Raw genomic sequence first — 22,167 nt, 5'->3', positions numbered from 1 at the left:
TTCCGCGTTGCAATCGATCGACCGTGTCCGGCTATTCGAGCCGGACCGCAACGCTGTCACTCGCGCCCGTTGCATCGAGGACGGAGATACGGACGAAGCCGGCGCCTTGCGGAATCCATTCGGCGCGGTGCCGAAGCGCGTGTGCGACCGGCTGACCATCGATCAGCCACGTGAGCGGCGGGACCCCGCCCGAAGCCTTGAGGGCGAGCCCCGGCGCCCCGGCCGCGCCGTCGCGGCCGTGCCCGCCGGGTGTCAGACCGAGGTCGATTCGTGCGCCATCCGGAGGATAGGCGATCCGCACGGTCGGGCCCGGTGCGCCGGCCATGTCCCGACCGAGCCGCTGCAGCGGCGGCGGCAGGCTGCCGGATTCCGCCATCAGGGTGTCGGCGGGACGGGAGATTGGCTCGGGGTCGCCGCCGAGGCGCGCGAAGGCATCGAACAGGATCGGGGCCGCGACGATCCGTCCGACGAGGCCCGGAACCGCCGCCCCGTCCGGCCGGCCGACCCAGACCGCCACGGTCACGCGCCGGTCGAACCCGGCCGCCCAGGCGTCGCGGTAGCCGTAGGAGGTGCCGGTCTTGTAGGCGATGCGGTTCGGAAGCGCGTTCTCCGGCGGCGGCGTGCCGCGCAGGATGTCGGCGACGTACCAAGCCGCCACCCGGCCGGCGATCCGATGCCCGGATCCCGGCGCCGCCTCGGCGTGGCGCAGGAGGTCGGGCAGCGTGCCGCCGCGACTGAGGCCGGCATAGAGCCGCGCGAGGTCGGTCAGCGTGATGCCGAGGCCGCCGAGCGCCACCGGCAGGCCGGGCGCCGCCTCGCGCGGCAGCTGGATCCCGGCGCCGGCCGCGCGCAGCCGCGCGATGAAGCGCGCCGGGCCGACCGCCTCCATCAGCGCCACCGCGGGCACGTTGAGCGACAGTTGCAGCGCCCGCCGGGCCGTGACCGTGCCCTGGAAGGTCAGGTCGAAATTCTCCGGGGCGTAGCTCGCTGAGAAGCGCGTCGGGCGGTCCTCCAGCAGCGTCTCGGGATGGGCCAGACCATCTTCGAACGCCATCGCGTAGACGAACGGCTTCAGGGCGGAGCCGGGCGAGCGGATCGCCAGCGTCATGTCGATCGCGCCGCGCCGGGTCGCATCCAGGTAGCCGGCGCTGCCCACCTGGGCGAGGATGCGCCCGTCCCGGTTGTCGAGGACGAGGATCGCGGCCGAGAGGTCGGGGCCGGCCGCGGCGGCGCGTTCCGCCGCCAGCGCCTCCAGCCGCGCCTGCAACGGCGCGTCGATGGCGAGGCGGATCGCCGGGTTCGTCGGATCGGCCGCGATCGCCTCCTCGGCGGCGTGCGCGGCGAGCATCGGGAAGGGTTTTCGCCCGGTCGGAACCGGCTCCGCCTTGGCGGCCTCGGCCTCCGCTTCGGTCAGGACGCCCCGGGCGCTGGCGATGTCCAGCACGCGGTCGCGGGCGGCGCGGGCGCGGTCCGGGAAGCGGTCGGGCCGGCGCGCCTCGGGGGATTGCGGCAGGGCGACGAGGAGCGCGGCCTGCGCCGCCGTCAGCCGCGCGGGCTCCCGCCCGAAATAGGCGAGGCTCGCCGCCCGGACGCCCTCCAGCGGGCCGCCATAGGGGGCGAGGGCGAGGTAGAGGTCGAGCATCCCGGGCTTGCCCAGGCGCCGTTCGAGCGTCACGGCGCGCACCATCTGCCGGAGCTTGGCGTCGAGGGAGCGTTCGCGCCGCGGCTCGACCAGGCGGGCCACCTGCATCGACAGGGTCGAGCCGCCCGAGACGATGCGCCCCCGCGTCAGCCATTGACCCGCGGCCCGCAGCAGGGCCGCCGGGTCGATGCCGGGATGATGCGCGAAGCGGCGGTCCTCGTAGGCGAGCAGCATCGCCCGGAAGCGCGGATCGACCGCCTCCGCGGTGACCGGCAGGCGCCAGCGCCCGTCCGCGGTCGCGAAGGGGCGCAGCAGCGTGCCGGATCGGTCGAGCACCACGGTGGAGCGCGCCGCAGCGGGGGCGAGGTCGAGGGGGGGCAGTGCCGCGGCGTAGAGCCAGACGGTGCCGAGGCCGACCGCCGACAGGCCCGCCCCCACGGCCAGGACGGCCGCCATGAGGCCGGCAGGCGGGAACACGCGCCGCGCCCGGGCTCCCCCTCCATCGGCGTCGAGCCCGTCCTGCGGCACGTCTCCTCCGAGGTCCGGATCCGCTCTCCGGCGCGCAGGATTCCCGGTTCCTACCGCGCAGGCAAGCCCGGCCGCGAGCCGTGCCCGATCGTGTTGCCATCGGGCACGGCTGCGCGCTTTCGTTCGGACGCGTCCGCCCCCGCGTTCCCGGTTACGCCATGCCGATGCTGCGCCGATCCGTGAAGTCGGGCCGTTCCGGCCGATCGATCCGGACCGGAAACGGCACCACGTTCAACGCGAACGGCGCCGCCGCGGCCTCGGGACCCGATTCGGGTCCACGGGTCCTGCCGGGCTTCAGCCAGCGCCCGACGCGCTTGAAATACGTCCGTCTCGCCAACCAAGCCGGAACGTGTCCCTCCTTCGCCATGATCTGCCCCTCTCGATGCAATCCGCGACGACGACATCCAGCCCGGTGGCTCGATCGCCTCTCTCGATCGAATCGGGACTGTATTCGTGATACCAATGCATACCAGGGGTTGTCGCATCCTCCGTTTGGGTGATGCGGCGTGACGGTTCCGGTCCGGTGTGGGCGCCCTCTCAGGCCGCGGCGGATTCCTTGGCCCGCTCCAGCGCCAGCTTGGTGACCGCAACCTGATCGATCTTGCCGGTGCCGAGCATCGGGATCGCCTCGACCACCACCACCTCGGCGGGGATCGCGACGTCGGAGGCGCCGCGGCCCTTGGCGAAGCTCTGGTAGGCGGATCGCGTCGCGTCCTTCGCCTGCGTGAACAGGATCAGGCGCTCGCCCTTGCGCGAGTCCGGCACCGCCGCCACCGCGCTCAGGCGGTCGGGCCAGAGCTCGGCCGCCAGCGCCTCGATGCCGGCGAGCGACACCATCTCGCCCGCGATCTTGGCGAAGCGCTTCGCCCGGCCCTTGATCGTCACGAAGCCCATCGCGTCGATCGCCACGATGTCGCCGGTGTCGTGCCAGCCGCCGGGCGGCGGCTCCAGCACCCCGGGCTTCTCGGCGCGCAGGTAGCCCAGCATGATGTTGGGGCCCTTCACCGAGAGGCGGCCGCCCTCCTCGATCCCCGGCACCGGCTCCAGCCGCGTCTCGATGCCCGGCAGGATCCGCCCGACCGTGCCGAAGCGGTTGAACATCGGCGTGTTGAGCGCCACCACCGGCCCGCACTCGGTGACGCCGTAGCCCTCCAGGATGCGCAGCCCGAACTTTTCCGCCCAGGTCTTCCGGGTGGTCTCCTTCACGGCCTCGGCGCCGGCCACGACGTAGCGCAGCGAGCGCAGGTCGTAGGAATGGGCGGCGCGGGCATAGCCCGTGAGGAACGTGTCGGTCCCGAACAGGACCGTGCTGTTCGAGCCGTAGATCAGCTCCGGCACGATCCGGTAATGCAGCGGCGACGGGTAGAGGTAGACCGGCACCCCCGAGACCAGGGGCAGGACCAGCCCGGCCGTGAGCCCGAAGGCGTGGAACACCGGCAGGACGTTGAACACCTTGTCCATCGGCCCGAAATCGATCCGGGCCGCGACCTGCGCCACGTTGGCGAGCATGCAGCGGTTGGCCAGCACGACGCCCTTCGGCGTGCCCTCGCTGCCCGAGGTGAACAGGACCGCGGCCGGATCCTCGCCGGAGCGCGCCACCAGGGGGCGGCGGGGGCTGAGGAAGCCGCGGATCTTGTCCCCGGTCGTGATGCCGGCCCGCACGTCCTCCAGGTAGATCAACTCCACGGAGCCGCGAATCGCCTCGATCAGCGGCCCGAGCCGCCCCTTCTCGATGAACGCGCGCGAGGTCAGGACCTTGCTGACCTCCGCCGCCCGGCAGGCCGAGAGCACGTTGGCGGCACCCGCCGAGAAATTGATCATCGCCGGCACCCGGCCGGCGGAGGCGAGCGCGAACAGCGTCACCGCGGCGCCGTTGGCGTTCGGCAGCATGACGCCGATCCGGCCGCCCACGGGCGCCAGCGGCATCAGCTTGCGGCCCAGGATGTTGGCGCCCATCACGAGCCGGCCGTAGCTGAGGCGCCCGCCGACCGGGTCCTCCAGGGCGTTGCGGCGCCAGCCGTGGAGGTCGCCCGCCTCGATCAGAGCCGCCATCAGGCCGCGGTCGATGGCGGCGGTGCGGAACACGAGATCCGACATGATCCCGTAGAGGGCCGCCCCCGCCGCCTGCCGCCGTGCCTTGCCCTTGAGGGCGGGATCGACGGTGAGGCGCACCGGCGGCATCACCGTCACGGTCACCTTCGGCCACCACTTGCGGCTGACCTGCCGCCGCGACAGGCGCGAGAAGGTGGTGCGCTCCAGCCCGTCGATCTTCACCGGCACGACCATCGCGCCGGACTTGTCGGCGATCAGCCCGGCGCCGTCATAGACCTTCATCAGGCTGCCGGTGACGGTGAGCCGCCCCTCGGGGAAGATGATCAGGGTCTCGCCGCCCTTGACCGCGTTGATCAGCGTCCGCGTCGCGAGCGGGCGCGTCGGGTCGAGCGGCATCGCCTTGGTGACGCGCAGGAACGGCCGTACCCACCAGCGCTGCGCGATCCCGCTGTCGACCGCGAAGACCGGCTCCTGATCGAGGAGCGAGAGGGCGAGCGGCGCGTCGAGGAACGAGACGTGGTTCAGGGCGATGATGGCGTTCGGCCCGGCCGCCGCGATGTTGTCGAAGCCGCGCACCTCCAGCCGGTAGAAGGCCCGGAACAGGATCGACAGGGCGTCGCGGAACGGGCTGGTCGGCAGGATCGCGAACACGATCGCGCCGACGATCAGGTTCAGCACCGCGACGAGCGCGAGCAGGCTCGCGATGGAAAGACCGGCCGCCTGGAGCGCGGCGAGCGCCAGCGTTCCGGCCACCATGAAGGCCGCCGTCATGACGTTGACCGCGCCGATGATCCGCGCCCGCATCGCCTTCTCGGCCCAGGCCTGCACCGCCGCGAAGGACGGGACGATGTAGAGGCCGCCGGAGATCGCGAGCCCCAGGAAGTCGATCCCGGTGCGCAGGCCGTGGCCGGTCCGGAGGAGGCCGAGCGGGCCGATCGGATCCGCGGGCGGCGCCGGCAGGTGTCCGATCGTCCAGGCGAGGTCGAGGCCGAACAGGCCCATCAGCACCGCGCCGGCGGGCGTCGGCAGCAGCACGATCCGGCCGCTCGCGAGCCACGAGGCCAACCCCGAGCCCAGGGCGATGCCGATGGAGAACAGCGCGAGCAGCAGCGTGATCACGGTCTCGGTGCCGTTGAAGGCGTCGCGCACCAGCACGGGCAGGAGCGAGAGCACCACCACGCCGACCAGCCAGAACCAGCTCACGATCAGCGAGCCGCGCCACAGGCGCGTGTCGGCCCGGAGGTCGCGCAGCAGCGACAGGGTCGAGCGGGCGACGTTCGGATCGACCCGCAGGTCCGGCGCCCCCTCCCCGGTCGCCGGGATCATCCGGGCCGAGAGCCAGCACAGGACGGCGAAGCCCATCACGAGGGCGCCGAACAGCAGCCCGGACCCGCCCATCGCCGATGCGGCCCCGGCCGCGATCGTCCCGAGCAGGATCGCCAGGAAGGTCGCCGCCTCCACCAGCGCGTTGCCGGCGGGCAATTCTTCGCGGCGCAGGTGATCCGGAAGGATGCCGTACTTGATCGGGCCGAACAGGGCCGCGATCGTCCCGAACAGGCCGAGCGCCACGAACAGCACCGGCACGGAATGGAGCAGGAAGCCCAGCACCGCGGTGCCGGCCGCGAAGATCTCCGCGAACTTGAGCCGGCGGGCCATCAGCGCCTTGTCGTACCGGTCGGCCCATTGGCCGCCGAGGCCCGACAGGATGAAGAACGGCCCGATGAAGACCGCGCTCGCCAGCGTCACCAGGACGCCGGCATGGGCATCGGCCTCGCCGCTGATCCCGAACAGGATCAGGAAGGCCAGCGCGTTCTTCAGGAAATTGTCGTTGAACGCCGAGAAGAACTGGCACCAGAACAGTGGCGCGAAGCGCCGCGCAGTCATCAGGGTACGGAACATGGCGATCTCTCGTTCCGAACCTGACTGGCCTACCCGATACGGTCAGGTCAAATCGGAGCGTCCGCGACGCATGGCAATCGCGGCGGGGGGATCGGCGCCCGGGGGGCCGGTTGCGCGCCCCTGCCCCGAGGATTCGAACGCCGGCGGTAGGGGATTCTTATCTAAGATCAGTATAATTCGTTAGATGACAAGGAAATAGTCCCTTGTGTTGGGCCCATGGACAGATTCTAGAGAATTGTGCGAGGCCATACCCTGAACAAGCGAAAGGCCAATGGTCTTTATAAACGATGAAAGATACCGAAAGACATTCCGTTGTCTGTGATCGATGGATCTTATATTATCAATACAACGTGCTCGGTTTGATCCCATTTCCTCGTCATACATTCTGCGCCAAACATCCTTACGACATGCGCGGCCGGTGCGTGTGCGGCAAGTCTTGGGCAATTCGAGGAGAGAGGCTGAATGCGTCGCTGGATCCAGGGGACATTCGTCGCGCTTGATGCCGCGGTGTTGATGTTGGTCGCGCATCATCTTCCCCTTCGTCTTGGGCGCGGCTGGGCAACGGTTCGCGGCGTTATTCATGCCGGCCTGGGTTATGATTGGTTGTCGAGCGGAACAGGCCGCTATTCGGTTCGCCCCATGGCCTGGCGGTCCTTGTTCCGTCTGGCGCCTGAACAACCGCCGTGGCGTCGGCTCGTCTGGCTCGTGGGGCGGTATATCCACTTTTCGCGGGCGGAGTGGGAGGGGCTCGCTCTGCCGCGCCTGGCGGACAGCCTACCGCCCGCTCCGTCTCGGGGCGAGACCGCGGACCGCCACACTGCATGTCGGCGTGGCACGGTCCACTTTATGTTTCACTACGGCTCGCTCTATCCTGCGGTGGCGTGGCTGGCGAAAAGCGGCAGTAAAACGCATTGGATCACATCAGATATCTATGACAGAATACCCGGCCTATCTCCTTGGATTGGCAAAATTCACCGGTGCATAAATCGCAATTTGTGTCTTTGCACAAATGGCGGTGAGATGATGCTCAGCACGCAAAATGTCCGAGATGTCTATCGGAGGCTTCGCGCCGGCGAGGATGTTGTCATCGTTGTGGATCGTACTGTCGCCACAGGATCAGCGATCATGATCGATCTCCCCGGCCCATGCCGGGTGCCCCTGGCGCGGGGCGCGTGGACCGCGGTGCGTGCCACGCGCTCCCACTGGACGGTAACGGCTTGCGAATATCGACGCGGGCGCTTTCACATCTTTCATGAGCGGTCGAGCGAGCGAGAGGACGACAGCACACCCAATTTACAGTTGATCAGTCGTTTGATTGCCGGGGCGCCGTATCGCTGGTGGGCGTGCCACGTGTTGGATTTTGTGCCCGCTGACAATCGGCCATCTGGAGCGACGGCTAGCGGCCCCGATCTTTAAGGTGCACGTCTCCCTCTCAGCCTTCGATCTACGTCGAATGGCCCGGATGAGTCTGGGAAGGCCTGTTCCCATAGTGTGTCTTAGATTTTCATGCCGGGCGTTATCGCTATTATTTCCGAGCGTGTGAATAGTATCTTTAGGTTTTCTTGCAATTTACTATGTATATCTGAGTAAAGATCTTTGTAGATAGTATTATATAATTGGTCTATCGTAGTGTAACAAAGATGTTGATTTCTAAGGCTCATAGGTGCAAATCCCTGATTGATTCACAAAAGGCTTCTATATGCTTCAAGAGTCGGCAGGGGTTCGATAATAAGATAGATAAGTACTAGAAAGATATTTTGCTTAGATCATGTCTATATCCCTCGATACCAAGCCCTGGCAGGAGGTAGGCATCCATGAACCGCGAACAAGACGACCTGCTCGGCTTCACACGTGCGCTGAGCGAGAGCGAGCAGGCCGCGCGATCTGAACTGACGAATCTATTCAACGGCTCGCCGATCCCGGAAAATGAACGCCTCGACAACCTCGGCCTCCACATGGACCACTTGGCCTTGGGACGCGCGCTTTTCATGGATCATGTTTACCGCCTGATCCTTGGCGTGCCCGGCGTCGTCATGGAGCTCGGCTGCCGTTGGGGGCAAAATCTTTCCTTCTTCTTGAATCTGCGCACCCTTTACGAGCCGACACACTACTCCCGTCGGATCATCGGCTTCGACACCTTCACGGGATTCGTCGACGTCGCTGTCGAGGATGGCGACAGCGTCTACGCCCGCCCGGGCAACGTGCGCACCACGCGCGGCTACGATACTTACCTCGAACGCGTGCTCGCTGCGCGCGAGGCGATGGCACCGCTGGCGCACAAGCGCAAATTCGAAATTGTGACCGGCGATGTGCGGGAAACTCTGCCGCCATATTTAACGGCTCATCCGGAAACGATTGTCGCTCTGGCTTATTTCGACATGGATCTGTTCAGCCCGACCCGGGATGCCTTGTCGGTGCTTAGGCCTCGGCTCGCCCGGGGCAGTGTCGTTGTCTTGGACGAGATCAACGATGCCGGCTTCCCCGGAGAGACGACGGCCCTGCGTGAGGTCTTTGGACTGAACGGCTTGGCTCTGCGGCGGGTCCCCTTCCTGAATGGCCCTGGCTATTTTATCGTCGAATAGAGAAAAATCAGACGCATGTCGCGTGTTCATATCGTGGTGTTCGACCGCACGCCGCAGTGGACCATCATGAAGGAGGATATCTACACGAGCCTTCATCATTGGCTGAGCAAGATCGGCCATGTGGTGACAATCGAACCGCGCTCGTTTGAGCGCAATGCAATAAATATAATAACTGGACTACAATACATTACTCCAGAGGAACTTGAAAATATCGCTGACTCTCCATACGAATACGGAATATTCGATGTTGAATATATCGCAGCCGGAATGGTGAATTTCAAGCCGGAGACATCTTGGCTTTTTGCCGATCGGGCCCGGCGATTTCTGGATCGGTGTCGATTCTTCTTATCGTATTTCGACGACAGCGTGCGCGCCATGGCGCGTTTGGGGGTTTTTTCGCGGCATATCATGCCCGGTTACGTGGAAGCCTTCGAACCGGATGGCGTGCTTGGCGAAGGCGACAAAACGATCGAGATCTATTTTTTCGGCAATGTCGATGCGCATCGCGCCGCGGTTCTGCGGCGCATCGAACGCATCGTGCCGGTGCTGGTGCAAACCCCCTCGCAGGTCACGCCGCTGTTTCTGCGCAATGCCCGCGCCGCGCGGGCGAAGATCGTCCTCATCCTGGGGCGTGCGCCGCCCTTCGGCCACATCGGCCCCATGAGGCTGGTGGAGATGGCGCATCTGCGTACGTTCGTCTTGTCCGAGATGCCGTCGGTTGCCCAACCGGAGCTTGACGGGCTGTGCGCCTATTGGACGGCGGACGAGGATCCTGGCGCGGTGGCCCAGGCTTGGCTTCTCGCCCCCGAACGCCGCCGTGCCAAGGCCGAGGCGGCCTTCGAACGGATCAAGGCTTTCGATCCCCTGACGCCCCTCTCCGAGGCATTGGAGCTGCGAAGGTGACGACGGAAACCGAACGACCGCGCGTTGCAGCCATCATGATGATCCGTGACGAAGGCGATGTCATCGAGGCGAATATCCGACATCACGCCCGCCTGGGTGTCGATCACTTCGTGATCTTGGATCACGGATCGGCCGACGCGACGGCGGACATTCTGCGGACCCTGACCGACGAGGGGGTGCCGCTGACGGTCCTCGCCTATGCGCGAGACGCAGAAATCGAGCTGTCCCAGTGGTATGCCGCATTATTCGCACAGGTGCGCGCCCGGGACGCCGATATCGTACTGCAAATCGACGGCGATGAATTCTGGCATCTGGCAACCGACAGTTTCGCTGAGCTCGATTGGACTGTGCCGGTCATCACTGCTCCACGCTTCAACATGTTTGCGCCACGCGCGGCGCTCGGAGGCGCAGACAGCGCGCTCAGAACCCACCTCTATCGCGCTGGGCGGCCTTTCCCCCCTGAAGACTATCGCAGCCGGGTAATCCGGGGCGAGCGTGATATTGCTCTCGACTATCCGGTCCACATGGCCCGAATCGAACCGAAAGTCGTCTTCCGTCTCGAGGAGATGGGCGAAATCATGGTGGCCGGGCACGGCATCGTTACGCATTCCGGGCAAGTCCTACGCCCGGAGCCGGATGGATCGGCGATGATCTTTCATTATCCGCTGCGCAATTTCGAGCAGTTTGCCAGAAAGGTTGCCGCCTTCGGCGCCGTTTACGAAAACAACCCCGCTCTAGATCGCGGAATATCCTGGCAAACGCGCTATCTCTGGGAACTCGGGGGATCCGAGGCCCTGGAACGGGCATTTCTGCGCTGTTTTCCAGACGAGACCGAACTGCGCCTTTGGCTCGAGTCAGGCGTCCTGGTCCGCGACACCCGGATGGCGGGCGCCGCAATCTCGCCGACGGCCTGACATCCTCCGGAAGGGTTCGTCGACCAGCATCGCGACGGGTGGCCTGTTCGGGTGACAGGCCCATCCGTGATCATGTTTCGAAGGGCTCAATGTGGACCCAAAGGGCTTCAGCCTTTGGAATCATGATGATCAGGGAGCTTTCCAGAGCCATCGATCAGATCACGCCCAGGCCAGAGCCGACGCTCAAATCTTCCGGACGATCCGGCGGTGGCGCCCGACGAAGCCTCCGGCGCGCCGGCCGATCACCTCGCGCAGGCAGACGCCGCTTTCGTAGGACCAGGCGATGTAGGTCGCGACCATCGAGATCACGAACAGCGTGGCGCCCACCGCGCAGGCCGGCAGCAGCAGCAGCAGGGTCAGGACCACCCCGACCGCCGTCCGCTCGGCCAGCGAGGCCTGGGGCCAGGGATCGATCGGCAGGGAAAAGTGACGTCCGGAGTGCATGACTTCGACCTTCGGTGGTTCGGCATGACGCGGCACATGCGGTTAACAGCCGCCGGACTCGGTCGTTGCGTCGCGGCACGCGAAATCGAGACCCCGTGACGTTCCGGCCCGATGCGGCGGCGCAACCGACCGGCAAGAACCGGGTTGCCGTCCGGATGTCCGGTGACGGTGAGGTGGATATGGCTCGGGTTGCGGTCGTGACCGGCGGTACGGCCGGGATCGGGCTGGCCACGGCGCACGCCCTCGCCGAGCGCGGGTGGTCGGTGGCGGTGATCGCACGCGATCCGGACCGGCTCTCCGCGGCCGAGCGGGCGCTCGCGGCCTACGGCCAGCCGGTGCTGGCGATCAGCGCCGACGTCGCCGACCCGAAGGCCGTGGATGCCGCCGCCGCGCGGGTCGAGGCCGAGCTCGGGCCGATCCGCGCCTGGGTGAACAACGCCATGTCGACCGTGGTGAACCCGGCCGACCGGATCACCCCGGACGAGTACCGGCGGGTCACCGAGACGACCTATCTGAGCCAGGTCTATGGCACGCTCGCCGCCCTGCGGTTCATGAAGCGGCGCAACCGGGGCGCGATCATCCAGGTCTCGTCCGGCCTCGCGGTCCGGGCCGCACCGCTGCAGGCGCCCTACTGCGCGGCAAAGTTCGCGGTCTCGGGCTTCACCGACGCCCTGCGCTGCGAGCTGCTCCACGACCGGGTGCATGTCAGCCTCAGCGTGGTCTACCTGCCGGCCGTGAACACGCCCCAGTTCAACTGGGCGCGCAACCGGACCGGGCACCGGCAATACGCGCCGGATCCGGTCTTCGACCCGCGGCTCTGCGCCGAGGCGATCGTGTACGCCATCGCGCATCCGCGCCGGGAGGTCTGGGTCGGGCGCTCGTCGATGATGATGGCGGCCGCGCAAGCCCTGGCCCCGGCGCTCGCCGACCGCAAGGCGGCCTCCATGTGGCCGGCCCAGCTCTCGGACGAGACCATCCCCGAGATGACGGGGAACCTTTTCGAGCCGGTGCCGGGCCCGGTCGGGATCGACGGCCGGTTCTCCGGTCGGACCAAGGCGAGCCGGTCTGAGTTCGTCACGAGCCGGACCCGGGACCTGGTGGTCGGCGGTCTCGCCGGGCTGGCGCTGATCGGGCTCGCCGGTACCATCCACGCCGCCCGCTCGGCGCGCCGGCTCCCGGACCGGACCTGACGGCTGCGCCCGATCGCACAGCCTGCTACAGCCGCCCCGAAGAAGGTCCGAAAAAATGCCCGGCTATCTGCCCTTCGCGGGCGCCCTGAAGCTGCCCGCCTATACCTGCGACAATTGCGGATTCTGGCAGCGCCATTTCGAGGTGCCGGCCGCCTGCCCGCTCTGCCTCGACGCCCGCCACGTCGTACCGCAGGACGGCTGGCGCTTCCGCACCGCCCGGGAGGCGCAGGACACCTTCCCGTGCCACTGGCAGGAGCTGGAGCCGGGCGTCTGGCGGTTCTGGAACGAGCCGGTCTCCGGCATCGGCCCCTCGGCCTACCTGATCCAGACCGAGCACGGGAACATGGGCTTCGAGGGGTGCCCGGTCTTCAGCGAGGCCGCCCTCGACCAGATCGCGCGGCTCGGCGGCATGGCGGTGCTCTCGGCCTCGCATCCCCATTCCTATGGGGCGCTGCCGCAGCTTCAGGACCGGTTCGATCCGGAACTCTGCTTGGCCGCAGCCGACTTCACGTGGAGCGCGGCGCTGCAGGTGAGCTGGCCCTACGACGATTTCCTGGAACCGCTTCCCGGGCTGGAACTGCACCGCACCGCCGGCCATTTCGACGGCCACGCGGTTCTCTATGATCGATCGCGAAAGATCTGCTTCTGCGGGGATGCGCTGAAGTTCGAACTCGACCCGGCGGATTTCCGCCGGGCCATCACGATCTCGGCCCACAAGGCCTTCGTGCGCGGCGTGCCGCTCACGCCGCGCGAGTTGCGCCGCTACCGGGACGTGTTCGAGCGCCTCGATTTCGAGCAGACCTGGACCCCGTTCGAGCCGGCGCGCAATTGCGGGCGGCCGGAGGTTCTGGCGCTCCTCGATCAACTGATGAGCGGCCGGTCGCACGCCGCGCCGGTGCCGCTTGGGTCGCTCGCGATCGGGCCAGCCAATCGGTTCTGAGGCGCCTGACCCGTTCGGGCTTGGCCGCCGCGACCGATCCTGACCGAGCAGGGCGAGCCGGCCCGAAACGGTGATGCCGGCTCAAACGCTTGATGCGGTTTCCTCCGCGCGGCAACCCGAGGCCGCACCAGGCCTGCCCGGCGTGCATCAAGATCGGCGGACCGTATCGGCGCTGAACCGGTTGCGACAGGGGCTGCAAGAACACCGGCATCCCCATCGACTGCACACCGATCGACCGGATCCGGAAGTTCAATCAGGCTACAGGACCCGTCTCAGTCGCTGTTCCGGCCCTCCGAGGAGCGCTCTTCTTGAGCAGATCCGACACCGTTTCAAAATCTCGTTGAATCCACGTCCATGGCTGTTGTTGATGGGACCCGAGAAGATCAAGTGATTTGTTCAACGCATATCTCGGGTTTGCGATGCGGCCGATGACTTCATCAATATTTATGCCGCGCGCCGCCAGGACGGCGATCTCGGCCTTCGCTATGAAGATATGGGTTGAGCCGAAGCTTCTGAGGACGAATCCATATTTCTCGGCCACGAGCGCCAACGCCTTCAGAGAATAAAAGAACACGTGCTGACCACCATCGGGAACAAAATACCACCAGTCTTTCCCCTGGGATTCGTATATTTCGGTGCTTGATATTATGTATTTGCTCGATAATGAGAATATTTCATTCAAATCGACCGCCGGGTTGGGAAGGTGTTCAAGAACCTCGTAGACCGTCACGAGGCTCGGATTTAACCTGGTCAATTCGCTCAAATCGTTCGCCGAGAACGTTCCGCTATATATCGGCTGGCTGAATTTGTCGTAAGAGATAAAGTTGAATCCTCGATCGCGCATCATTCTTGTAAAGAGGCCGATATGTCCGCCAAAATCGATGCATAACTCATCGTGGCCAAACGCAACTTCGGAGAGGAACAAGCTGGTTTGTAGCACGCAGTTCAGGGTGCGTTGGCACATGCCAACGTCGAGATTGATCGCGCTGGATTTATAGGCCTCCGGAAGCCAGTAGGGCTCTTCCGTTTGGCATGACAAGCAATTCTCACATCGATAGTAGGAGACATAATGCTTGCTGAGAACTATCTTGTTCATGAAATAGGTCGTATCTGAACCGCAAAGCCTGCATGGTATTCTATTGGTGCGCATTCGATTTTCCAACTCTGTTCAATATTTCATAAAAAAGAGTCCGGGTCGGAACTATACAATGGCTGCCTTGTCCGGAGCTTGCGCAGTAAGGCTTGAGGATGCCAAGATCGATAACGGGATGGACACTATCAAAATTGGCATCGCCAATGCCCGTCGGGCAATCACACGCCGAGCTGATGTCCCTTTTGGATCGAAGGATTCAGGACCGGTAGAGCGGATCGTTCTCCAGGCGGATCGGCTCGCCGTGCGGCGTCGCCTCGGCAGCACGTTGGAACGCCTTCGTGCGCGCCGCGACGCTCTCGGGTCCGGCCACGCCGCGCTCTGCCAAGATCTCTTCCAGGGTCGTGAGCCATGCGCCGTAATCGGCGGCCCGCTCCGGCGCCTCCGCCGGGCGGATCCCCCGGCCGAGGCGCTCGGCCCATTCCGACCACGTGAACAGCCCGGCCTCGCGCAGGCTCACCACCATGGCGAAGACCTGGGCCTCCCAGGGGGCCGCGAAAGGGCTCGGCGACGGTTCGGTCACGCGGGGTCCAGATAGGGTTCGAAGGCCGCCACCGTGACGGTCCCGCCGGGATCGCCGCTCTCCCCCCACAACTCCTGCGCGGGGAAGGCGACCGTGTAGAGCCATGTCGGGTTCTCGCCGGCCCCGTAGGCGCTGGTATCGGGAAAGACGAAGACCCCGTCGACCCGCACGATCCGTCCCCGCTTGCCGCGGACGTAGCGCGGCAGCCGTGTGTGGGTGGTCGGATGAAAATTGCGCGCCAGGACTGCATCCCCCAACGCGAAGCGGGCGGGGGCGTCGGCCGCCCGGCTGCTCGGGAAGCCGGCCCGGAACCGGTCCTCCAGGCCGTCGCGGGCCAGGATCCGAGCCACGGGCTCCGCCGGTTCCGTGGAACGGCCGGCTGCGATCTCGGCGGGTGTGGCCAGCCCGGTGGCGGCGAGCTGCCTCTCCAGGGCCTTCAGCCAGATCGCGTAGTAGCTCGACGCGAGATACTCGGCCGGCGGCAGCGATTCGCGGGCGGCGCGGCTGCCGTCGAGGTTCCAGGCGCCGGTATAGCCCATGGCGAGCGCCATCGCGAAGACGCGCCGCTCCCAGGCGGCGTGGAACACCGGCTCGTTCGGCTCCGGCACCACCGGGCCGAAGCCGTGCGCGCCGCCGAGATCCTGCGCCCCGTTCATACCGGCCTCTCCGCGGGTTCGACCGGAAGCGCCATCGTGGGCACTTGGGGAAGCCCGGTGCCGATCATGGAATCGCGCGTGACGAGGGCGGCCAGGGCCTCCTCGGAGAAGCCCTCCGTGCCCGCGGGACGCATCGGAAGCACCATGTAGCGGGTCTCGGCGGTCGAATCCCACACGGTGATGCGGGTCGTCTCCGGCAGCGTCACCCCGAACTCGGCCAGCACGCCGCGCGGGTCGATCACCGCCCGGGCCCGGTAGGGTGGGGCCTTGTACCAGACGGGCGGCAGGCCGAGCACCGGCCAGGGATAGCAGGAACACAAAGTGCACACGACGAGGTTGTGCGTCTGAGGCGTGTTCTCCACCACAACCATGTGCTCGCCGCCCCGGCCCCCGATTCCGAGCTCGGCGATGGCCGGCGTGGCCTCGGCCAGCAGCCGCGCGCGGAACGCGGGGTCGACCCAGGCCCGGGCCACCACCCGGGCGCCGAGATGCGGTCCGACCTTGGTCTCGTAGAGCTCGACCAGCGCGTCGAGGGCTGCCGGGTCGAGATAGCCCTTCTCGGTCAGCAGCGACTCGAGCGCCCGCACCCGGGCTTCGACCGGCGAGAGGTCGCTGCCGTGATGCGCGTGATCGTGATCCGCGTGGTCGTGGCTCATGCCGCTCTCCTCACGGTGCGCAGTCTGCACCGCCGGACAAGCCGCTGCCAGCCCTCGTGCGCGGTTGGATTAACCTCGGCCGTTATGGCCACGTTGCCTCTATTCCCCGATACAGACGGGAGCGTTTGGTATCGGTTCATATTTATGCCGGTACGGACGTTAGAGAGATTCCAGTATACAAGCACCAGGGATCAGGACACGTCCATGATCGAAGACGCCGCGAATCCGTCGAGCGAGGCCGAGGCTGACCGCAAAGCCCCCACCTACGCCACGGCCATCGGCCAGCACCTCGCCCTGCCCATCCGCGACTATTTCCAGATCGTGGAACAGGAGCCGCTGCCGGCGCAGCTGAGCGACCTGATCGCGCGGTTCGAGGTTGCCGTCGCCGCCCAAGGTCAGACCGTCCCCTTCGACTTCCGCGGCGACATCATCAAGGCGCTGCCGGCCCTGCGCACCTTCGCGCTGTCGCTCGTGGGGGACGTCAACCGGGCCGACGATCTCGTCCAGGAGACGTTCGTGAAGGCCTGGGCCAATCAGGAACGGTTCCGCCCCGGCACGAACTTCACCGCGTGGCTGTTCACGATCCTGCGCAACCAGTTCTACTCGGAGCTGCGCAAGACCCGGCGCGAGATCGAGGATGTCGACGGGACGCATGCGGGCCAGATGACGAGCCTCGCCGATCAGGAGGATGCCAGCACCCTCAAGGTCGTGTGGGCGCGCCTCGAAGGACTGCCGGCGGCGCAGCGGCAGGCGTTGCTGCTGGTCGGCGCCGAGGGCCACACCTACGAGGAGGCGGCGAGCAAGCTCGGCTGCCAGGTCGGCACCGTGAAGAGCCGGGTGAGCCGGGCCCGGTCCTCGCTGCTCGGCACCCTCGGCACGGTGGTGGCCGGACAGGCCCCGGCGGCGTGACGAAAGTAGATTTTATATAAAAGCTGTTTGCCTAGCTCTTGGTTGGCGATTTCGTCAAATCGCCAACTTTTACGTAGATTTTATGTTGAGGGTAACTGCGTGTGACGCCGCAGGGATCCGCTCAATAATCGATCAAGAATGAATAATTTAGATGCTGTCCACTATAAATGACCAACACGATCAATTATTGCTAAAGCAAGAGCGTACATAAGGTTGCGCACGGCGTTTTCGTATTCCAAATAATATGCGAGGTCGCTGATGAAAACTTTCTGGCCGTGCGCGATGTCGTTTCGACGCGCAACTAAAGTTTTGATACTTTCCGGTCTTTCAATTACCGACGTGGGGGCGATATCGAACGAATACAACAGCTCCTCAAGGAGCGATGGCCATAGATTGCTTTTAGTGTCAACAGTAAGCGACGGAGGTGGGTTTTGCTTCATCTTTTCCAGTGTGTTTCTAAAAAACTCGTAAGCGGCGGCGTGCGGTAAGGTTTTCGCGTCGCGAATAGATTTATCGTGCAAAAATAAAAACATTGAGTGTGAAAGTTTATCACAGTCTGGAAGCCCAGTTAGATAGTCCGCGAAGAGTTGCAGTGAGTTTTTGCAGAAACCTTCATAATGTGCATATAGTATCGCCCATGCTGCTCGAAATAGAGCATGCTGTCTAACCAGGCTTATGGACGACGGCGTTATCATCTCGCGAAAGATCGCAAGCTCGGCATGGCGCCAATCTAAATCAGCTTCGATTTGTCGCTCAAGTTCGCGGGGTGTTAAACCCATGACTTAGGCCAAAGCCGCGCTTACCAAATTAATTCTTCCATTAAGTTTTGGGATTGTATTGGCGCCTGGACCAGTAACCTCCCTAAACTCTTCTGATCCATACAAATTATACAAACTAGCGCGAAGCTGGGCTGGATCGCGTCCTGCAATTTCATCAAGATTTGCAAGAACGCCACCAACCGCTGCTTCAAAATATGCGGGCGCTAGTCTACCGGTTCCTTCCGTGCCCTTCGTTCTCGCGAAGGCGTCTTTGCCAAATACGCTCGAAATTAGATTGAAAACCTGTTCAAATACTTTACTTTCGGCTGCCGTATCAAAAGCGATCCTTTCAAATAATATTTCTTCCATATAAGAGTCTAGCCAATCCTCGACGTTGCCTTTATACCCATGAAGGTAATTTTTTACAGCGAAGAACCGCAACACAAGTTCTTCGTCTCCTTTTTGAAAGATTGAGCTTTCTGGGAGGCGTTCAATCGCAGTTCTAAAAGATGCATTAGAGGCAAGCTCTTGCAATGTTTTATAAAATCGCTCGCCCCCGGCTATCATGCGTGAAGAGCAATTCCTTATTTCTTGCGCGGACAGCAGCGCGCCGCCTGTATTAAGGCGCTTAAAAAGCTCGTATTTTATTTTTTCGTCACCTTGGCGGCGAATTACGATAGCGCGGACTGCAGTCCGCTTTATTCTCAATCGATCAGTCAAGGAGAGGTCATCAAACGATTTTCCATTTCGCTGGGGTATAAGATCGCATCCCACCAGCTTGAGCGGAGAAAGTTCAATATCAGGCGCGCTAATGAATTGGATTACAGAACTTACTCGTTGCAGTCCATCAATGAGTTCAAGGATTCCTTCTTCTCCCTCAATGAGAAAAATCGGAGGAATCGGCAGCTCAACGAGAATAGATTCGATTAATCTTGATCTTTGCTCATCGCTCCAGCGAAAGAGACGCTGGTATTCAGGCGCGATTACTATTTCATTGGCTTTGTGAAGATTTACAATCTCACCGAAAGAAAAATCTACGGCGTCGCTTCTCAGCTGCCGGCTGAGTACCTCTTGCTCGGCCATTAACGGCAATCCTTAAAAAGGCGCCATAGTCAAAACGCATTTTAGCAAGTCTTCTTCGCACTTAATAGGGGGCGTGTTGTGAGCTGAGACGATTTCTCCTCATATCGTCGGCCGCCGTAGGGTGCGCTGTTGGCACGGTATAACTTATTAAGGATTATAAACTCAACCCCTTGATCATTTGCTATTCCTCCACCGGCGGCTGCCGCAGGTGCCAGTCGGTGGCCTGCTGGTAGGCCTGACCGATCCGCAGCGCCGTCGCCTCGTCGTAGCCGCGGCAGACGATCTGCAGCGAGAGCGGCAGCCCGTCGGCGGTGAAGCCGTCCGGCAGCGCCAGGGCGCAGAGATCGAGCAGGTTGCCGAACCGGGTGAAGCGCGAGGGCAGATGCGCCTCGTCGACCGCGGCGAGCGGCACGGCGGCGGATTCGGTGGTCGGCGTCAGCAGCGCGTCGATCCCCGCCATCGCCTCGGCATAGGCCTGCTTCATCGCGGCGCGGCGGTGGAACGTGCCCAGATACGCCTGCGCCGACACCTTCGCGCCGGCCAGGATCCGCGCCCGCACCGCGTCGCCCAGCTGCGAAGACGGGTCTTCCGCCAGCGGGCCGTTGACGAAATAGGCTTCGGCGTTGGTGATCGCGCTCATCGCCACGCAGTCGCTGAACCGGAACGGCAGGGCGACGTCCACGATCTCGGCGCCCGCGCGGGCGAGCCGGTCGAGGGCGTCGTCATAGGCGGCCAGCATGTCGGCGGCGACGCCTTCGCGCTCGATCGCCGGCATCCGGCCGAGGCGCAGGCCGCGCACGCCGCGGTTGAGTGTGGACCAGGGTGCCTCCGGCTGCACGCCGCGCGTCGTCGGATCCAGCGGATCGGGGCCGGAGATCGCCTCGTAGAGGAGCGCGGCGTCCTCCACCGTGCGGGCGAGCGGACCGGGCGAGTCGAGCGTCGTCGAGAGCGGCACGATCCCCCAGGTCGAGACGCGCCCGACCGTCACCTTGAGCCCCGTCAGCCCGCAGAAGGCGGAGGGCAGGCGCACGGAGCCGCCGGTATCGGTGCCGATGCCCCAGGGGGCCATCCGGGCCGCGACCGCGACGCCGGTGCCGCTGCTCGATCCGCCGGGCGTGCGCGGAACCTCCGCGTCCCAGGGGTTCCAGGGCGTGCCGAGATGCTGGTTGGTGCCCCAGCCGCCATAGGCGAACTCCACCGTGTGGGTCTTGCCCAGCACGATCATCCCTTGCGCGATCAGGCGCCGGGCGACGGTCGCGGTCCGCTCGGCCCGCCTTGTGCGGTGGGCGGCCGAGCCGCCCATGGTGATCCGGCCCTCCAGGTCGATCAGATCCTTGAGCACCACCGGCACGCCGTGGAGCGGCCCCACCGCGTGGCCCGAGCGGATCGCCCTGTCCGCGCCCTCGGCCGCGAGGCGCGCATCGGCCGAAAAAATCTCCGTGAAGGCCTGCAGCTTCGGCTCCAGCTGCGTGATGCGCCCGAGCAGCGCATCGACCGCATCGACCGGCGAGAGGCTGCGCGACTGGATCGCCCGGGCGAGCGCGGCCGCGGAGGCGTGGACGGGATCGAGATCGGGCATCGGCTTACTGCACGCTGACGAGGGTGAGATCGACGAACCAGGATTGCGGCGAGACGAACCCGTGGATCTTCTTCGACATCCCGCGAGGGTTGAGGTCGTGGACGATGAACAGCCAGGGCGGGTTGTCCACGAGGCGCTCGTGCGCGGCCTTGGTCTGCGCGTCGATCACCTTCGCGTCGGTGGTCTCGGCGAGCGCCTTGAGGGCGGCGTCGAAGGCATCGTCCTTCCAGTTGGGGAAGTTGAAGCCGGCCGGCGGGAAGCGGTCGCCCGCGAAGTAGCGCGCCATCACGGCCGCATCCGAGGAGGGCGATGAGACGTTGAGCGCCAGCGAGCCCTGCAGGCTCTGCGCGTCCGGCAGCGCGCGGCTGGCGTTCAGCAGCACCTGCCACTCGACCACGTTGAAGCTGAGATCGACGTGGCAGGCCTGTTTGAGGTTCTCCTGAAGGTACTCGTTCATCGGCATGGGCAGCATCTGGCCCGAGCCGGAGGAGGAGATCATCACCTTGAGCTTCAGGGGTTTTGCGTCGGTGTAGCCGGCCTCGGCCAGCAGCGCCTTCCCCTTCGCGGCGTCGAACGTGTAGCGGTTCTTCGGGGACCCGAAATTCGGGTCCTTGTCGTTGAGCCAGCCGGAGGCCGGCTCGGCCGTCCCGTTCAGCAATTCGACGATGCCGGCGCGGTCGATGCAGTAGTTCAGCGCCTGCCGGACGCGCACGTCCTTCAGCGGGCTGTCCTTGGCGCCCATGTTGTAGATGTAGGGCCAGACATGCGGGTACGAGCCCGTGGTGATGGCGAAGCCCGCCTGCTTCAGGGACGGGATCGCGTCGGGGGCCGGCACCTCGATCCAGTCGACCTGCCCGGACCGGAGCGCCGCCACCCGGGCATTCGCCTCCGGGATCGGCAGCAGCCGGACCTTGTCGACCTTGGCCATCCGGTTCGGGTCCCAGTAGCCGTCGAACCTGGCGAGATCGACCGCCTCCCGCGGGGCGACGCGGGTGATCCTGAACGGCCCGGTCCCGGCCGCCGGCAGCATGGCGACCTTGTTCCAGTCATGCCCCGCCTTCTCGAAGGAGGCGGGCGAGGTGAACAGCAGATAGACCACCATGTAGGGGAAGTACGACGCCACCTGCGTGGTGGTGATCTGGACGGTCGCGTCGTCGATCTTCCTGTAGCTGCCGACCAGCGGCGCCCGGGCCCGGGAGATGCCGGCGCCCTGCGGTTCGAATTGCGGGCTGTCGCTCTTGAAGTAGCGGTCGAGGTTCCAGATCACCGCGTCGGCGTTGAACGGCGTGCCGTCATGGAACTTGACGCCCTGGCGCAGGTGGAAGGTCCAGATCGTCTTGTCGTTGGGATCCTGCTCCCAGCGCTCGGCCAGCGCCGGGATGATGCCGGCGAGTTTGGTGGTGCTCTTCAGGTCCCACTGCACCAGCCCCTCGAAGATCGGGTAGCCGAGGAAGCGCATCCCCTCGAAGCCGTTGTTGGGCATCCCCGTGGTGGTCGGGATGTCGGAGGCCGTCATGGCGATGCGCAGCACGCTCTCGGCGCTGGCCGGCGCGGTCGAGGCGACGGAACCGGCCAGGGCGGCGGCAATCAGGCGGCGCATTTTCATTGGACCCCACTCGTGGAAGGTGCGGCTCGCCCCCGGCAAGTCCCGCGCCAGATCGGGCCATGATGCCGGCATCCGGCGAAGGGAAGATGTCACCCGCCGCCCCTTGCGCTGGGCCGCCACGGCGTCACGATAATACAGAATCCAGGGCGGCGC

General features: G+C 65.0%; 19 protein-coding genes. 7 read left to right on the top strand and 12 right to left on the bottom strand.

The window, feature by feature from the left end; genetic code table 11:
* Positions 1-31: 31 nt before the first annotated feature.
* The 3 genes from pbpC to FVE89_RS29355 all read right to left on the bottom strand — a co-directional run bounded on the left by pbpC (position 32) and on the right by FVE89_RS29355 (position 6,121).
* Positions 32-2,098, bottom strand: coding sequence for a penicillin-binding protein 1C (gene pbpC, locus FVE89_RS29365; RefSeq protein WP_161393736.1), 2,067 nt, complete (start codon positions 2,096-2,098; stop codon positions 32-34).
* 223 nt (positions 2,099-2,321) lie between these two features.
* Positions 2,322-2,507 (bottom strand): hypothetical protein, encoded by a 186-nt coding sequence (locus FVE89_RS29360; RefSeq protein WP_246731229.1) that lies wholly within the window; start codon positions 2,505-2,507, stop codon positions 2,322-2,324.
* Between the two features lie 200 nt (positions 2,508-2,707).
* Positions 2,708-6,121 carry an acyl-[ACP]--phospholipid O-acyltransferase gene (locus FVE89_RS29355; RefSeq protein WP_161393680.1) on the bottom strand — a complete coding sequence of 1,138 codons (3,414 nt, stop codon included), beginning with the start codon at positions 6,119-6,121 and terminating at the stop codon, positions 2,708-2,710.
* Positions 6,122-6,583: 462 nt separating this feature from the next.
* On the opposite strand from FVE89_RS29355, the gene FVE89_RS29350 reads away from it, so the two are divergent.
* The 4 genes from FVE89_RS29350 to FVE89_RS29335 all read left to right on the top strand — a co-directional run bounded on the left by FVE89_RS29350 (position 6,584) and on the right by FVE89_RS29335 (position 10,520).
* On the top strand, positions 6,584-7,537 hold the full coding sequence (locus tag FVE89_RS29350; RefSeq protein ID WP_161393679.1) for a hypothetical protein: 954 nt from the start codon (positions 6,584-6,586) through the stop codon (positions 7,535-7,537).
* Between the two features lie 398 nt (positions 7,538-7,935).
* Positions 7,936-8,703 carry a TylF/MycF/NovP-related O-methyltransferase gene (locus FVE89_RS29345; protein WP_161393678.1) on the top strand — a complete coding sequence of 256 codons (768 nt, stop codon included), beginning with the start codon at positions 7,936-7,938 and terminating at the stop codon, positions 8,701-8,703.
* Positions 8,704-8,718: 15 nt separating this feature from the next.
* Positions 8,719-9,606: a hypothetical protein gene (locus FVE89_RS29340; RefSeq protein WP_161393677.1), complete on the top strand. Its 888-nt coding sequence runs from the start codon at positions 8,719-8,721 to the stop codon at positions 9,604-9,606.
* A complete protein-coding gene (locus FVE89_RS29335) occupies positions 9,603-10,520 on the top strand; it encodes a glycosyltransferase family 2 protein (protein WP_161393676.1) in 918 nt (305 codons plus the stop codon). Before FVE89_RS29340 ends, FVE89_RS29335 begins: the two co-directional genes overlap by 4 nt.
* A gap of 183 nt (positions 10,521-10,703) precedes the next feature.
* Here the strand turns inward: FVE89_RS29335 and FVE89_RS29330 are convergent, their stop codons facing one another.
* On the bottom strand, positions 10,704-10,964 hold the full coding sequence (locus FVE89_RS29330; protein WP_161393675.1) for a hypothetical protein: 261 nt from the start codon (positions 10,962-10,964) through the stop codon (positions 10,704-10,706).
* A gap of 179 nt (positions 10,965-11,143) precedes the next feature.
* On the opposite strand from FVE89_RS29330, the gene FVE89_RS29325 reads away from it, so the two are divergent.
* Positions 11,144-12,154 (top strand): SDR family oxidoreductase, encoded by a 1,011-nt coding sequence (locus FVE89_RS29325; protein WP_202131162.1) that lies wholly within the window; start codon positions 11,144-11,146, stop codon positions 12,152-12,154.
* Positions 12,155-12,209: 55 nt separating this feature from the next.
* Positions 12,210-13,094, top strand: coding sequence for an MBL fold metallo-hydrolase (locus FVE89_RS29320; protein ID WP_161393674.1), 885 nt, complete (start codon positions 12,210-12,212; stop codon positions 13,092-13,094).
* Between the two features lie 253 nt (positions 13,095-13,347).
* On the opposite strand, the gene FVE89_RS29315 is transcribed toward FVE89_RS29320, so the two are convergent.
* The 4 genes from FVE89_RS29315 to nthA form a co-directional block, all read right to left on the bottom strand.
* On the bottom strand, positions 13,348-14,190 hold the full coding sequence (locus FVE89_RS29315) for a class I SAM-dependent methyltransferase (protein WP_161393673.1): 843 nt from the start codon (positions 14,188-14,190) through the stop codon (positions 13,348-13,350).
* A 253-nt stretch (positions 14,191-14,443) separates the two neighbouring features.
* Positions 14,444-14,767, bottom strand: coding sequence for a nitrile hydratase accessory protein (locus FVE89_RS29310; protein WP_342389954.1), 324 nt, complete (start codon positions 14,765-14,767; stop codon positions 14,444-14,446).
* Positions 14,764-15,423: a nitrile hydratase subunit beta gene (gene nthB, locus FVE89_RS29305; protein WP_161393671.1), complete on the bottom strand. Its 660-nt coding sequence runs from the start codon at positions 15,421-15,423 to the stop codon at positions 14,764-14,766. Before nthB ends, FVE89_RS29310 begins: the two co-directional genes overlap by 4 nt.
* Positions 15,420-16,079, bottom strand: coding sequence for a nitrile hydratase subunit alpha (nthA, locus tag FVE89_RS29300; RefSeq protein WP_161393670.1), 660 nt, complete (start codon positions 16,077-16,079; stop codon positions 15,420-15,422). The genes nthB and nthA overlap by 4 nt, the downstream gene beginning before the upstream one ends.
* A 204-nt stretch (positions 16,080-16,283) precedes the next feature.
* Between nthA and FVE89_RS29295 the strand changes: the two genes are divergently transcribed.
* Positions 16,284-16,988, top strand: a complete 705-nt coding sequence (locus FVE89_RS29295) for a sigma-70 family RNA polymerase sigma factor (protein WP_161393669.1) — start codon at positions 16,284-16,286, stop codon at positions 16,986-16,988.
* A 161-nt stretch (positions 16,989-17,149) separates the two neighbouring features.
* Here FVE89_RS29295 and FVE89_RS29290 read toward each other — a convergent pair whose 3' ends face one another.
* The 4 genes from FVE89_RS29290 to FVE89_RS29275 all read right to left on the bottom strand — a co-directional run bounded on the left by FVE89_RS29290 (position 17,150) and on the right by FVE89_RS29275 (position 22,008).
* Positions 17,150-17,767, bottom strand: coding sequence for an MAE_28990/MAE_18760 family HEPN-like nuclease (locus FVE89_RS29290; RefSeq protein ID WP_161393668.1), 618 nt, complete (start codon positions 17,765-17,767; stop codon positions 17,150-17,152).
* 3 nt (positions 17,768-17,770) lie between these two features.
* The gene (locus FVE89_RS29285) at positions 17,771-18,829 is read right to left on the bottom strand and encodes a DUF262 domain-containing protein (RefSeq protein WP_161393667.1); all 1,059 of its coding nucleotides are present in this window, start codon (positions 18,827-18,829) and stop codon (positions 17,771-17,773) included.
* 181 nt (positions 18,830-19,010) lie between these two features.
* Positions 19,011-20,408 (bottom strand): amidase, encoded by a 1,398-nt coding sequence (locus FVE89_RS29280; protein ID WP_161393666.1) that lies wholly within the window; start codon positions 20,406-20,408, stop codon positions 19,011-19,013.
* Positions 20,409-20,412: 4 nt separating this feature from the next.
* The gene (locus FVE89_RS29275; protein ID WP_246731228.1) at positions 20,413-22,008 is read right to left on the bottom strand and encodes an ABC transporter substrate-binding protein; all 1,596 of its coding nucleotides are present in this window, start codon (positions 22,006-22,008) and stop codon (positions 20,413-20,415) included.
* Positions 22,009-22,167 lie beyond the last annotated feature (159 nt).

The organism is Methylobacterium sp. 2A, from assembly GCF_009806555.1.
GTDB lineage: Bacteria > Pseudomonadota > Alphaproteobacteria > Rhizobiales > Beijerinckiaceae > Methylobacterium.
Note: the sequence above shows the minus strand (reverse complement) of the source record. Positions and strands in the feature narration are given on the sequence as shown.

Excerpts from the sequence above, each read along its gene's own strand:
- pbpC (WP_161393736.1), bottom strand. The coding sequence starts at position 2,098 with ATGGCGGCCGTCCTGGCCGTGGGGGCGGGCCTGTCGGCGGTCGGCCTC.
- FVE89_RS29355 (WP_161393680.1), bottom strand. The coding sequence starts at position 6,121 with ATGTTCCGTACCCTGATGACTGCGCGGCGCTTCGCGCCACTGTTCTGG.
- FVE89_RS29350 (WP_161393679.1), top strand. The coding sequence starts at position 6,584 with ATGCGTCGCTGGATCCAGGGGACATTCGTCGCGCTTGATGCCGCGGTG.
- FVE89_RS29345 (WP_161393678.1), top strand. The coding sequence starts at position 7,936 with ATGAACCGCGAACAAGACGACCTGCTCGGCTTCACACGTGCGCTGAGC.
- FVE89_RS29340 (WP_161393677.1), top strand. The coding sequence starts at position 8,719 with ATGTCGCGTGTTCATATCGTGGTGTTCGACCGCACGCCGCAGTGGACC.
- FVE89_RS29330 (WP_161393675.1), bottom strand. The coding sequence starts at position 10,964 with ATGCACTCCGGACGTCACTTTTCCCTGCCGATCGATCCCTGGCCCCAG.
- FVE89_RS29325 (WP_202131162.1), top strand. The coding sequence starts at position 11,144 with ATGGCTCGGGTTGCGGTCGTGACCGGCGGTACGGCCGGGATCGGGCTG.
- FVE89_RS29320 (WP_161393674.1), top strand. The coding sequence starts at position 12,210 with ATGCCCGGCTATCTGCCCTTCGCGGGCGCCCTGAAGCTGCCCGCCTAT.
- FVE89_RS29315 (WP_161393673.1), bottom strand. The coding sequence starts at position 14,190 with ATGAACAAGATAGTTCTCAGCAAGCATTATGTCTCCTACTATCGATGT.
- nthB (WP_161393671.1), bottom strand. The coding sequence starts at position 15,423 with ATGAACGGGGCGCAGGATCTCGGCGGCGCGCACGGCTTCGGCCCGGTG.
- nthA (WP_161393670.1), bottom strand. The coding sequence starts at position 16,079 with ATGAGCCACGACCACGCGGATCACGATCACGCGCATCACGGCAGCGAC.
- FVE89_RS29295 (WP_161393669.1), top strand. The coding sequence starts at position 16,284 with ATGATCGAAGACGCCGCGAATCCGTCGAGCGAGGCCGAGGCTGACCGC.
- FVE89_RS29290 (WP_161393668.1), bottom strand. The coding sequence starts at position 17,767 with ATGGGTTTAACACCCCGCGAACTTGAGCGACAAATCGAAGCTGATTTA.
- FVE89_RS29285 (WP_161393667.1), bottom strand. The coding sequence starts at position 18,829 with ATGGCCGAGCAAGAGGTACTCAGCCGGCAGCTGAGAAGCGACGCCGTA.
- FVE89_RS29280 (WP_161393666.1), bottom strand. The coding sequence starts at position 20,408 with ATGCCCGATCTCGATCCCGTCCACGCCTCCGCGGCCGCGCTCGCCCGG.
- FVE89_RS29275 (WP_246731228.1), bottom strand. The coding sequence starts at position 22,008 with ATGCGCCGCCTGATTGCCGCCGCCCTGGCCGGTTCCGTCGCCTCGACC.